The organism is Shewanella yunxiaonensis (assembly GCF_018223345.1).
In the GTDB taxonomy this organism is placed as follows: domain Bacteria; phylum Pseudomonadota; class Gammaproteobacteria; order Enterobacterales; family Shewanellaceae; genus Shewanella; species Shewanella yunxiaonensis.
On the sequence record NZ_CP073587.1, the window covers coordinates 1,486,806 to 1,498,721 of the forward strand.

General features: G+C 47.4%; 12 protein-coding genes. 7 read left to right on the forward strand and 5 right to left on the reverse strand.

Translation table 11 applies throughout. The annotated features are described in order from the left end of the window. Positions 1-13: 13 nt before the first annotated feature. The gene (locus KDN34_RS06895) at positions 14-928 is read left to right on the forward strand and encodes a class I SAM-dependent methyltransferase (RefSeq protein ID WP_212596152.1); all 915 of its coding nucleotides are present in this window, start codon (positions 14-16) and stop codon (positions 926-928) included. Here KDN34_RS06895 and KDN34_RS06900 read toward each other — a convergent pair. After that, a complete protein-coding gene (locus KDN34_RS06900; RefSeq protein ID WP_212596153.1) occupies positions 925-1,149 on the reverse strand; it encodes a hypothetical protein in 225 nt (74 codons plus the stop codon). The genes KDN34_RS06895 and KDN34_RS06900 overlap by 4 nt on opposite strands. Positions 1,150-1,467: 318 nt before the next feature. On the opposite strand from KDN34_RS06900, the gene KDN34_RS06905 reads away from it, so the two are divergent. The 6 genes from KDN34_RS06905 to KDN34_RS06930 all read left to right on the forward strand — a co-directional run bounded on the left by KDN34_RS06905 (position 1,468) and on the right by KDN34_RS06930 (position 7,638). Next, positions 1,468-1,608, forward strand: coding sequence for a hypothetical protein (locus KDN34_RS06905; protein ID WP_212596718.1), 141 nt, complete (start codon positions 1,468-1,470; stop codon positions 1,606-1,608). A 300-nt stretch (positions 1,609-1,908) separates the two neighbouring features. Continuing rightward, complete coding sequence (locus KDN34_RS06910; RefSeq protein WP_212596154.1) at positions 1,909-3,816, forward strand: TonB-dependent receptor domain-containing protein; 1,908 nt, start codon at positions 1,909-1,911, stop codon at positions 3,814-3,816. Between the two features lie 160 nt (positions 3,817-3,976). After that, positions 3,977-4,633, forward strand: a complete 657-nt coding sequence (locus KDN34_RS06915; RefSeq protein ID WP_212596155.1) for a TetR/AcrR family transcriptional regulator — start codon at positions 3,977-3,979, stop codon at positions 4,631-4,633. Further along, positions 4,630-5,571: an HlyD family secretion protein gene (locus KDN34_RS06920; protein WP_212596156.1), complete on the forward strand. Its 942-nt coding sequence runs from the start codon at positions 4,630-4,632 to the stop codon at positions 5,569-5,571. Before KDN34_RS06915 ends, KDN34_RS06920 begins: the two co-directional genes overlap by 4 nt. Continuing rightward, entirely contained in the window at positions 5,568-6,518 is a 951-nt protein-coding gene (locus KDN34_RS06925; protein WP_212596157.1) for an ABC transporter ATP-binding protein, read from the forward strand. The genes KDN34_RS06920 and KDN34_RS06925 overlap by 4 nt, the downstream gene beginning before the upstream one ends. Continuing rightward, entirely contained in the window at positions 6,508-7,638 is a 1,131-nt protein-coding gene (locus tag KDN34_RS06930) for an ABC transporter permease (protein WP_212596158.1), read from the forward strand. Before KDN34_RS06925 ends, KDN34_RS06930 begins: the two co-directional genes overlap by 11 nt. A 112-nt stretch (positions 7,639-7,750) precedes the next feature. On the opposite strand, the gene KDN34_RS06935 is transcribed toward KDN34_RS06930, so the two are convergent. The 4 genes from KDN34_RS06935 to trpA all read right to left on the reverse strand — a co-directional run bounded on the left by KDN34_RS06935 (position 7,751) and on the right by trpA (position 11,915). Continuing rightward, positions 7,751-8,143: a hypothetical protein gene (locus KDN34_RS06935; RefSeq protein ID WP_212596159.1), complete on the reverse strand. Its 393-nt coding sequence runs from the start codon at positions 8,141-8,143 to the stop codon at positions 7,751-7,753. A 317-nt stretch (positions 8,144-8,460) separates the two neighbouring features. Continuing rightward, positions 8,461-10,146 carry a glucan biosynthesis protein gene (locus KDN34_RS06940; RefSeq protein WP_212596160.1) on the reverse strand — a complete coding sequence of 562 codons (1,686 nt, stop codon included), beginning with the start codon at positions 10,144-10,146 and terminating at the stop codon, positions 8,461-8,463. A gap of 326 nt (positions 10,147-10,472) precedes the next feature. Further along, the gene (locus KDN34_RS06945) at positions 10,473-10,898 is read right to left on the reverse strand and encodes an Hsp20/alpha crystallin family protein (RefSeq protein WP_212596161.1); all 426 of its coding nucleotides are present in this window, start codon (positions 10,896-10,898) and stop codon (positions 10,473-10,475) included. Between the two features lie 213 nt (positions 10,899-11,111). Further along, the gene (gene trpA / locus KDN34_RS06950; protein WP_212596162.1) at positions 11,112-11,915 is read right to left on the reverse strand and encodes a tryptophan synthase subunit alpha; all 804 of its coding nucleotides are present in this window, start codon (positions 11,913-11,915) and stop codon (positions 11,112-11,114) included. Position 11,916: the final 1 nt, after the last annotated feature.

The window sequence follows — 11,916 nt, forward strand, 5'->3', positions numbered from 1 at the left end:
ATATCAGGTTAATATGCAGTTGTTATTGGATGCCATCAAAGCGTTGAATTTACCTGAGGATGCTACGCGTGTATTTCATGGCCGAGGCGGTTTATTTCCGGGCTGTGAGCACCTTAATTTGGACTGGTTTGCACCAGTATTATTATTGACTTCTTTTACGTCACTCACTGACGAAGAAATTACCGCACTGCAGCAGGCATTATGCCAACGTATGGCGGAATTAAAGCGTCCCTGTAATCTTGTTTACCAATATCGTGCCGGTTACCAAAGTGATACTCGTATACTCTGTGGTGAAGTGCCAGAACCCCATATTGTCACGGAAAATGGCTGTCGTTTTCAGGTGCACTTATTAAGGGGGCAAAATCATGGGTTGTTTTTGGACATGGTCAATGGTCGTGCGTGGGTAAAAGCTCATGCGGCACAGTGTAAGGTATTAAATCTTTTTGCGTATACCTGTGGTTTTTCGGTCGCGGCGCTGGCGGGGGGGGCAGATGAAGTGGTCAACATGGATATGAGCAAAGGTGCTTTAGCAATAGGCAAGCAGAATCATCTGCTGAATGGCTTTGCAGCAGGCGCGCGGTTTCTCGGTCATGACATTTTTAGTTCTTGGGGCAAGTTAAAAAAACTTGGGCCCTTTGACATGTTGATTGCTGATCCGCCAAGTAACCAACGGGGCAGTTTTGTCGCTACCAAAGATTACTTGCGATTATTACGACACTTACCGGAACTTCTGACGCCTGGCGCACAGGTGTTGCTATGTCTCAATGCACCGGAACTGGACCGGGCTTTTTTGAAAGCACAGGTCTTAGCGGCGGTACCACAACTAACACTGTTGCATCAGTTGGATAATCCGCCGGTATTTGCTGATAAAGACCCTGAAAGAGCGCTGAAAGTATTTGTTTACCGCTATGATGGTGAACCGGTTTAATAACGCAGGTTATCGGGCACTATGCTTTGACTGTCACTTTCCAATAGTGATGCGATGCTGGCAGCATCGGCATGAGTCATGGCAGAGAATTGAAAAATAAGACGATCCTGTACATCTAATGGTAAATGGATACGCTCCATAAACATTCTCATGCCCAGAATATCGCCGTTCCCAAACAGCCCCGCTAAAGTACGAGCCTCCATATCTAAAAGATGATTCATAGCAAGATCTCCAGAGATAGAAATGCACCTTTATATAAGCAATAGCAGAATTACCATCGTAGCTATGGAATAAATTGCTTTTAAAACGCAGGGCATCAGATCTTTCTAGTCTTATAATGGGTGAAAATATTACGTAACTACTTTCATTAAATACAAAATAATCATTATAAAGACCGTTAACGATGTTTTTTTGTTAGTCAGAAATGAAACAAAACTGTAATTTTTGAGATGCCAACGTATAATGTTGTTGCCAGCGTGTAATGACATCGTGCCTGATGCATAGTTGCTACCATGGCTTGCGACAGCGGAGTGACTGCAATGATGGTTAACTCGCAAATTCCAGATAACATCGGAGATTTTATGGACGTACATGAATATCAGGATGCTTACTATCAGATCCAGGATGACGTGATTGAATCCTTGCCCGTGAAATCCGATGAAGAAGCATTGTTGGATTAGTGTAACGTTTGTGATTGCCCCTTGAATAAACCCTCTAATCATGGAGGGTTTATTATCGATATTCCCCAAAAGATTTTTCTGATAACCCATTTTAATCTCTCAGATTGGTCACTATGGGCTATTCAAGCCATGCCGATATGAGATTTGTCACACTTAAAAGATAGAAATGCAAATGATAATAAATATCATTTAAAACATTTATTCGGTGTGGTAATGTCCCCTGCAATGAAATAGCTGAACTGTTGAAACTCCAAATTATTATGGGATTCAACGCGATAATTATTATGTTGGGGAACAAACATGCAGAAATGTGTTATGGCGCAGTTGTTGAGTGTTTTGGCGTTATCCATAAGCCACCAGTTATGGGCCGATGATGGTGAGATGGAGCGAATGGTAGTCACGGCCAGCGCCAAAGACCAACAGCTAAGCACCGCACCCGCATCCATTTCAGTCATCGACGCCGAAGAAATCAAACAGATGCCGGTAAAGGATTTAGGTGACGTATTACGTTCAAGTGTCGGTGTCAGTGTCAACACCGGTACGGGGGGGCGTAATGATATTTATATTCGTGGGATGGGCCAGGGTTACGTGTTGATGCTAATTAACGGCAAACGCGTGTCTTCCTCTAATGGCTTATGGCGTGGTGGCAATTTTGATGTCACGGCCATTCCGGTTGATGCTATTGCGCGAGTGGAGGTGGTGCGTGGCCCTATGTCTGCGTTGTACGGTTCTGACGCCGTAGGTGGGGTAATCAACGTCATTACCAAACAGCCGGATGAACACTGGGAGCTGACACTCGATACCGAATATAGTGCCATGACCGATGGTGATGGTGGTGATCGTACCCGCAGCAACTTGTTTGGTACCGGTAAGCTAACGGATACGTTAGGCGTGATGTTTACCGCTGAAACGGCGGACCAAGATACATGGAATAATGAGGAACTGACTCCGGCATACGATTCTATTGAAGAACGCAATACCAAAAAGCTTTATACCGCGTTTAACTGGCAGGTAGCAGATAATCAGACGCTCGACCTCGATTATCAATATGACAATGACAAGGTCCCGCTGACTAACTATTCAGCCACGGCCCAGCGTGAACAAAAAATCGAACGTAATACCTTAAGTCTGACCCACAAAGGTGAATGGGGCTGGGGCGGCACAGAACTGATGGCGTATCGTGAAAAGTCAGCCATGTATGATTACAACACGCAATATCGCCTGCAACCGCCCTTAGGTCGTGACATTGATGAAATCAACACCATTTATCGCGGCACGGCCTTTGTCCCTGCTTTTTCGCAGGACTTGACCATCGGTGGCGAATACCACAAGACAGAAGTGGCGGATGTCGTCCAGTACCCGACTACCGGTGGCGATAGCTCGGAACAGTATTCGCTCTTCGTTCAGGATCAGTTTGATTTGCTGCAACAGTTTAGTCTGACGCTTGGTGGTCGCTATGATGACAATCAAGATTATGGTGAGCGGTTTAGTCCGCGGGCATATTTGGTATATAACGCAGATAATGGCTTAGTTGTGAAAGGCGGCGTGGGTACTGCGTTTCGGGCACCATCACTATACGAGTCTTCTGCGACCTTTGCTTCGGTCAGTTGTGGTGGAGCGTGTAATCTTACGGGTAACCCCAATCTCAAACCTGAGACCAGTGTTAACTATGAGCTGTCCGCTATGTGGCACCAGCCAACCTATGAACTCTCGGCTACGGTATATCACAATCGGGTAAAGGATCTGATCACCGTTGAAACTTGGGACCGTGTCAGTGCGACTCGTACGTATTACAACGAAGATGAAGTGACTTTGCAGGGGATTGAGTTCACTGGCAACATGGATTTAACTGCAGATATTAGTCTGAATGGCAACTACAGTTATCTCGATACGGAAACCGGAACAGGCGAAGAACTGACGGGACGTCCTCGTCAGACGGCTAATCTGAAACTCGATTGGCACTTGACCGATGCGTTTATGTTGTATGCGTCTGGCAATTACTACGGCTCACATCTCAATAGCAGTGCCGAGCGTAAAAGTGGTTATACGCTGTTAGATTTTGGTGGTAATTATCAGGTTAATGACCATGTGAAGTTGCGTGCCGGTCTGACCAACATCACTAATCAGGAACCTGCAAAAGATGATGAAGATACTGAAATTATTTTGCCTGGTCGGGCGGTATTCGTCGGACTTACATTAAGTCTTTAACCGGGATTCGTATCCCAAACGGTCATCTGCAGCGTTACTGCAGGTGGCCGTTTTTGTTTACGGCAATTCTACATCGTATTTGTTTTTGTTGAATTAAACTCCCTGCGATTAACGGTGTTGTTGGTTATATTCATCAGTAGATGAATTTTAGGAGTTAACGATGCCAGCAAAACCAGGAAGACCTAAGGGCGATCCGCAAACTCGCGCGGCGCTGGTGGACGCTGCCAGAGCGTGTTTTCTGCATAATGCCTATGAGCGAGTATCAATTCGTGAACTTGCGCGTAGGGCAAATGTTGATGCAGCGATGATCCGATATTACTTTGGTTCAAAGGCTGGGCTGTTTGAAACAATGGTGCGTGAAACCATTGCCCCTGTCGCCCAAATTCTCAAACATAATTTGAGTTGCGAACTGCACTCCCCGGAAGAGCTCATGCAGGCCTACTATCAGATGATGTCGGCCAATCCTGCACTGCCTCGGCTGATTTTTCAGGTGTTGAACAATCAGGGGGATAATGAGGCATTCACTATTCTCTCCACTGTTTTTCGGGAAATGTTGGGCAACGCCAGTGACTGGGTACGGCAGCTCGCCGCCAGACAACAACTTAACACTTCGCTTGACCCTCAATTGATCCGCCTTAGCTTTATCAGCCTCATGGTTTTTCCTTTAATTGCACCAAGAGTATTGATGCAGGAATTTGGCATGGAACTTACGGATGTATGGCTAACTAAGTTACTAAATCATAACCGTATTGTGATGCGCGAAGGGTTATTTAATCCTGATAATATGCCGCCCTCAGGGCTTGGAGAACACAAATGAAATACAAGCACATCTGCTGGCTATGGCTGCTGTTATTGACTGGGTGTTCCGGGGCGGATGAGGAACGTGCGATGGGGACCTTGGAGCGTGATCGCATGATCCTATCGGCACCGATAGCAGAACAGATCAGCAATATTGCGGTAACGGAAGGTCAACAGGTTAAGGCTGGTCAGCTGCTGTTGCAGTTAGACAGCCGTAATGCCAAAGCTACGGTTGCACAACGTCAGGCGGCTCTGGATCAGGTGACAGCTCAACTGCAACAGCTAAAAACGGGAGCCCGGGCAGAACAACTCGCGGCGGCTGAGGCGGCAATGCAGGCCGCTAAAGCGCAAGCCGAAGATGCCAATAAACAATTCCGTCGTGCCCAGGCGTTGTACCAGAAAAAGATGGTAGGTAAGGCCGATCTGGATTCCGCCACCGCGCTAAAAAAACAGACACAAGCATTGACCGAGCAGGCGCAACAACAGTGGCTGGAACTAAAAAATGGTACTCGCAGCGAAGAGATTGCGCAGGCAAAAGCACAGGTTGATGAAGCAACCGCCGCACTTGCCTCGGCAGAAAAATCTCTGGCAGATCTGAGTTTAAAAGCGCCTAAAGCCGGTGAAGTCGATATCTTGCCCTGGAAAACCGGCGATAGAGTGGCTGCAGGCGTGCAACTCGTGACCTTACTCGCTGCTGACCGAGCCTATGCGCGGGTTTATTTACCGCAAACGGCGTTGGGCAAAGTCCATAAGGGTGAGCAACTGCAAGTGTGGGTAGATGGCCGTCAACAACCGCTCATCGGTACCGTGAGTAATATCCGCAGCCAACCTGCATTTACCCCTTATTTTGCCTTAAATGAACGAGATCGCGCGCGGCTGATGTATCTCACCGATATCGATTTACCTGATGCTGCAAATTTGCCAGTAGGGATCGCGCTTGAGGTACGCTTACCATGAATGCTATGGACGCAGGTGAAGCGCTAACTGACGAGATAGCGATTAGCACCAAAGGGCTAACACGCCGATTTGGTGACCTGGTTGCCGTTAACCAGCTGGATCTGAGCATTCCGAAAGGTACCATTTATGGATTCCTCGGACCCAATGGCAGTGGTAAATCCACGGTGATTCGTTTATTGACTGGATTGCTTGAGCCCAGTGAGGGTGAAATCGCTATCTTGGGGCAGACGCTTAAAGGGCATGAGGAGCAACTCAAGAGTCGTATTGGCTATATGACGCAGAAATTTTCGCTGTATGAAAATCTGTCAGTATTGGAAAACCTGCGATTTGTGGCTGCGATCTATGGCGTCCGCGGTAAAGCCAGTAAAAGTCGCATTGATGATTTATTGCAACAATATGGACTGGCTCACAGGCACCAGCAGTTAGCGGGCACCATGAGTGGTGGGCAGAAACAACGGTTGGCGCTAGCTTGTGCCACCCTACATCGTCCGGAACTATTGTTCCTAGATGAACCGACATCGGCTGTCGATCCTCAGAACCGTCGGGACTTTTGGGAGCAACTTTTTGATCTTAGCGCTGCCGGGACCACTATTTTGGTGTCTACCCATTATATGGATGAAGCCGAGCGTTGTCATAAATTGGCGATTATGGAACACGGCATCAAACGTGCGGATGATACGCCACGGCAGTTGATGCAATCCATGGGCGCCAAAGTGATAGAAGTGAGTGGTGAGGGATTGCGTCAATTAAAGCAGCAGTTATCCACACTGAAGGACGTTATTTCTGCCTCTCAGGCTGGCAGTCGTTTGCGGGTATTGGTGAATGATGCCCAACAGGATCCATTGGGCTTACTGCAACCGCTCTGCGGCAACCATCAACTTGAGGTGGTCAGGCCGAGCCTGGAAGATGTGTTTGTTACCTGTACCGGAGGCCGGCATGTGGGCTAGATTGCTCGCGATTATCACCAAAGAGTTGAAGCAGTTGGCGCGTGATCGCATGACATTTGGCATGATTGTGATGATCCCGTTATTACAGCTAATGCTCTTTGGCTATGCCATTAACACCGATGTTCGGCATGTGCCAGCCGGTATTGTAGATCTAAGTCAAAGCAGCTATAGCAGAGCGTTATTACAGGCGCTGACTGCTTCGCAAGTCGTAGATTTTAAACATCATTATTCATCGGCTGCTGCGGCGGAAAAAGCCATTACCAATGGTGAAGTGAAGGCGGTGTTGTATCTGCCTGCGGATTTTGGTGAACGTTTAGTTAATCATCCAGCCTTTGACAGCAAGCGTGAACGTTCTGCTGTGACGCGCCCGGTGGCGCAATGGCTGGTAGATGGTTCAGATACTATGGTGGCGGCCACCATTCGGGCATTGCGTACCATGCCATTGGACGAGTTGGCAAATCGCAGCGTAACTGCCGTGGTACCGACTTTTGAGGTGGTCGAGTATTTCAACCCAGAGCAGCGCTCGGTAGTGAACATTGTGCCAGGATTACTGGCGGTCATTCTGACCATGACCATGATTATGTTTACTTCGGCGGCCATTGTCCGGGAGCGGGAGCAGGGCAATATGGAGTTCTTGATTGCCACGCCAGTAAAACCGCTGGAACTGATGCTCGGCAAAATTATTCCCTATGTGTTAGTCGGGCTTATTCAGGTGACCATTATTCTTAGTGTGGGACATTGGGTGTTTGCGGTACCTGTGCGCGGGGGGCTGGACTCGTTGTTGCTGGCTTCTCTGCTGTTTATCTGTGCCAGTCTCACGTTGGGGTTAGTGATCAGTACGATTGCACAAACACAGTTACAGGCCATGCAGATGACCGTTTTTGTGCTGATGCCCTCTATTTTGCTATCAGGCTTTATGTTCCCTTACGAGGCCATGCCAGTGGCCGCACAGTGGATTGCTGAAGCGTTTCCGGCGACCCATTTTATACGGATGGTTCGTGGCGTGGTTTTACGGCAAGCTGAAGTGCTATCGCTTGGGAAAGATGCGCTATGGTTACTGGGATTCACTTGTGTCGGGGTATTGATCGCATCCAAACGTTTTCATAAACGTCTGGGATAAAAAAAGATTGCTTTGTGTTTCGTAGGCGTCACTGTGGTTGACTCCTACTGGTGCTGATCACAAGCGTTATCACCCGGCGATGATTAACTACAGGATTATCATCACTATTTTTTTAAAAACGAAAGGCCAGATTTAAGCCGAAGTAACGGCCTGTTTCACCATCTTTACCGACGGTTGGCGTCAGCAAAAAGTGGTTGGTGCTGTAACTGCCAATGAAAGCCCCCACGGCAAAACAACTGGCATCGAGCAATGCTTCGCCAGCCGTATTATCGCCTACGGCAAATTCACGTAACTCTTCCAGTGAACTCACTGCTGTTGGCACCCAAAATCCGTTCCATGCTCGGTTTTGTTCTGGCGCAATGTAATTGCTAAGCGCAGTGACGGCACTAGAGGTAAATACGCCGCCAGCGAAATGTCCTAACTCACTGTTTAAACTGGAATTACCGTTAGCAAAAGCGGGAGTTGAACACAGGAGCAAGCCGCAGACGGCTAAACATGCTTTCATTGCTGCCTCTCAGACGAACAGATGCTGTTCGCGGTAACTGGGTTTGGGACAGGATTGACGGCCGCGTGAACTGGTGGTTTACAACTGCGTCAATGGCTATGCAAAACCGAATTTACCCTTGGCATTCTTAACGAAATATTAAGATAAAAGAACAGTACTGTAAGATGTGACCCGACGCTGCAGTTTCGATAGTTCCGAGCATTTGAGGACGCGAGCCTAAGCCGGTTAACGCTGACTCGGTTGGGGTACTGGCTGCGCGATCCTGTGACATTACGTAACAGATATAAAAACGCCGGCATAAACCGGCGTTCATATTGTTACTTCAGGTGCCCCGCGTTATGTAGCTGGCGCTGCGCCGCTGGCGGTGGGTTCCACTGATACATCCAGGTTTCAGACAGTGGTTGTCCGTCAGACTCCAAATACAGACGGATATTAATCGGGTCAGTACTTTCATCGGGTGGCACCAAATCAAACATCGCCCGGTAGCCATCAATCTCATGTAATGGTCTGGCAGATTCAATTTCTGTGCGACCTCGAGACACCGAAATAACGGCTTTCACCTCGGCATCTTTACTGAGCATTGGCAATGAACCGCCAGCAAAATCCACGACGAAACGTTTGCTGTAGTAAGGACGTTTTTTTCCAATGAGCCCGCCAATACCGGTAAAGGTGTCTACCACCTTAGCTTTGGGGGACTGCTGAGGTGGAATGCCGCCCCAATACATGTTGTAGCTAAACAGTAATTCTTGTCCGGCTTCTATAGGTTGCGCAGGATTCCAGAACGCCACGATGTTATCAAAGGTCTCATCCAGGGTTGGGATCTCTACCAACTGTACTGAACCTTTTCCCCAGTCACTGGTGGGCTCAATCCACAGACTTGGCCGCTTTTCATAAAACACGCCGTCGTCCTGATAATGGTCAAAATTACGGTCGCGTTGTAATAGACCAAAGCCCTTGGGATTATTGTCGCTGTAGGCGTTAAAACGCAATTCGGCGGGGTTATTCAAAGGTCGCCAAATCCACTCACCGTTACCTGTGTGCATCGCGAGACCATCTGAATCATGGATTTCTGGGCGCCAGTCATAGTCTGTGCGACGGTCATTTTCACCCACCATGTACATACTGGTTAATGGGGCGACACCAAGACGCGCGATGGCTTTACGTGGATAAATTGCCGCATCAACCTTCACTTTTAATCGGGCACCTGGCTGAATATCAAAACGATAGGCGCCAGTGACACTAGGCGAATCCATCAGCGCGTACACAGTGGTGACATCTGAATTGTTGGTGGGATGTTCCAGCCAGAAGTCGGTAAAGATTGGAAATTCTTCAGGATGATCCATGGCAGTATCGACTGCCAACCCTCTAGCCGATAGGCCATATTGCATTTCCTGCCCAACTGCGCGGAAATAACTGGCACCAAGAAAGGCTATAACGTCACGCTGCCAGTCGGTGTGGAATTGCATGCGAAATCCTGCAAATCCCAGATCTTTAGGTAAGGCTTTGCCATCCACTTTCGACTTGCCATAGTCAAACAAGGAAGGGGAATACTTGATGGGAGTAGCTTTACCATTTTGCAGTTCATACATTTGCACCGGCGTGTCAAAATATAACCCTAAATGGAATAGCTCTGCCCGAAAGTTTACGTCGTCATTACGCCATAACGCGGCTTTTTTCTTGAAGTGCAGCTGTTGGTAATCATCCCAGTCAAGATGTTGCAGGCTGCTGGGTAATTCCCCTTTATGACTGACGTAGGGTTCGGTAGCCAAGTTACGGGCAAAACCCTTTAGCCAAGCATAATCGAAGGTTTCACCCTCTTTGGGTGTTACCTGCAGCCCGACAGCACATGCTGACAGACTTAATAGCAAACTGCAGGAAATCAGCAAGCCACGACTCAAATTGCGCAAGCGAAGCTTTACTTTGCGAACTGCCGAGGCGTCCTTAAAAGTATTAAAGGATGAATTGTTAAAAGTTTCTGTCGCAGACAATAAATTGAATGGCATAAGCAGACTCTGGGTTATGTGACTTTCCGGTATCTCCCGTAACAACGGGGTTCCTTACAAATTATTTTACAGGTAATGACAAAACCTGTAGAGGTGCAGAGACGTTAACATTAGTTGTAATCTGCATATATTCAGTACGCCAGAAATCTAGCACAAATTTGACAGAATGGAATGGTCTATCTGATTGAGATTCAGCAAAAAGCAGTTTTCTAACAGTGTTGTAAATAACAAAAGCTAATTGTTTTCTTTATGTTAAACACATTGAGAGACAAAAATATAAAAGCCACCTCAAGCGGAGGTGGCTTTTAGGTGAGTAACATCAACAATTAGTGAATATCGATCTGATGTTTTACGTCAGCTTTCACTTCAATTTTGGGCAGTGTTAAATACAACATGCCGTTGTCGAATTTTGCATCAATAGCATTGTCATCGACATTATCTGGTAACTGGAAACGACGAACAAACTGACCGTAAAATCTCTCGGTCATATGCTGTTTATCATCTGTGTGTTCATGTTTACGTTCGCCGGAGATCACTAAGCAGCCATCTTCTATATTGAGGCTGATATCTTCTTTTTTCATTTCCGGCAGTTCTACCTTCAACAGGTAGTTATCAGCATTTTCGCTGATATCGGTGGCCGGCAACCAGTGACGTTCTCCGACCATAAACGGATTTGTCCAGTTAGCCAGTGAACCAAAACGACTGAACAGATTGTCGAATTCTTCTGCAGGATTCCAAGGACGTAATTTCATATTGACCTCCTTATGTGATGTCATCCCAAGGTGATTCAACCTTTCGGTAATCCCTCGATTACCTGATTGTAATATGGTACCAAACACTATTTTTTCAAGGTAAAGACCATGATTTTTTTATGGTATTTTTCCATAAAAAGCGATTACTTATAAAAAATTAAAGGCAGGATTATTCCTGCCTTTAATCAGTAACTTAATCTATATGATTCAGGCCTATGCCGCACCTTTCATTGCTTTGACAAAAGCGCCTAGTTGTTCCAGCATCAACGCCGGATTATCCAGATTCGCGGCAATAATTTTTACTACCGCAGAACCCGAGATGGCTCCGGCTGCACCGGCTTCGATAGCCGCCTTGACCTGGGCGGGTTCCGCAATGCCGAAACCTAACAGCGGCGGCGGAGCATCAAATTGTTTTAGTGAATCAAGAATTTCATGAACTGGCATCCCCGCTTTGTTTTCAGCTCCGGTGACACCGGCACGTGATAGCAGATAGGTATATCCTTCCGCCGTTCTGGCAACCAACGCCAACGTATCATGATCTGCATTTGGCGGTGCGATAAAAATGGGCGCGATCCCCACGCTTTTAGCTGCCGTAACAAATGGCGCAGATTCTTCTACAGGAACATCTGCAACCAGGACGGAGTCAACGCCTGCGGCTTTAGCTCGTTGGTAGAAATTGAGTATGCCGTTGGCGTACACCAGATTGGCATATAGCAGCAGACCAATTGGAAGTTCGGGATATTTCGCGCGGATCTGCGCAATCATCTCAAAGCAAAGAGTAGGGGTCGTGCCACTGTGTAATGCCCGAAGATTGGCTCCCTGGATCACTGGGCCATCTGCCAGTGGGTCGGAAAAAGGAAAGCCCAGTTCCAGACAATCGGCGCCATTAGCGACCAAAGTATCCACAATCGCCAGGGACTGCTCAGGATTAGGATCTCCCAGCGTTACAAAGGGAACAAATGCTCCGCGTTTTTCCGCAGCAAGACGGGAAAAACACGCTTGGTAACGTGTACTCATG

Excerpts from the sequence above, each read along its gene's own strand:
- KDN34_RS06920 (WP_212596156.1), top strand. The coding sequence starts at position 4,630 with ATGAAATACAAGCACATCTGCTGGCTATGGCTGCTGTTATTGACTGGG.
- KDN34_RS06945 (WP_212596161.1), bottom strand. The coding sequence starts at position 10,898 with ATGAAATTACGTCCTTGGAATCCTGCAGAAGAATTCGACAATCTGTTC.
- KDN34_RS06925 (WP_212596157.1), top strand. The coding sequence starts at position 5,568 with ATGAATGCTATGGACGCAGGTGAAGCGCTAACTGACGAGATAGCGATT.
- KDN34_RS06935 (WP_212596159.1), bottom strand. The coding sequence starts at position 8,143 with ATGAAAGCATGTTTAGCCGTCTGCGGCTTGCTCCTGTGTTCAACTCCC.
- KDN34_RS06940 (WP_212596160.1), bottom strand. The coding sequence starts at position 10,146 with ATGCCATTCAATTTATTGTCTGCGACAGAAACTTTTAACAATTCATCC.
- KDN34_RS06910 (WP_212596154.1), top strand. The coding sequence starts at position 1,909 with ATGCAGAAATGTGTTATGGCGCAGTTGTTGAGTGTTTTGGCGTTATCC.
- trpA (WP_212596162.1), bottom strand. The coding sequence starts at position 11,915 with ATGAGTACACGTTACCAAGCGTGTTTTTCCCGTCTTGCTGCGGAAAAA.
- KDN34_RS06930 (WP_212596158.1), top strand. The coding sequence starts at position 6,508 with ATGTGGGCTAGATTGCTCGCGATTATCACCAAAGAGTTGAAGCAGTTG.
- KDN34_RS06905 (WP_212596718.1), top strand. The coding sequence starts at position 1,468 with ATGATGGTTAACTCGCAAATTCCAGATAACATCGGAGATTTTATGGAC.
- KDN34_RS06895 (WP_212596152.1), top strand. The coding sequence starts at position 14 with ATGCAGTTGTTATTGGATGCCATCAAAGCGTTGAATTTACCTGAGGAT.
- KDN34_RS06915 (WP_212596155.1), top strand. The coding sequence starts at position 3,977 with ATGCCAGCAAAACCAGGAAGACCTAAGGGCGATCCGCAAACTCGCGCG.
- KDN34_RS06900 (WP_212596153.1), bottom strand. The coding sequence starts at position 1,149 with ATGAATCATCTTTTAGATATGGAGGCTCGTACTTTAGCGGGGCTGTTT.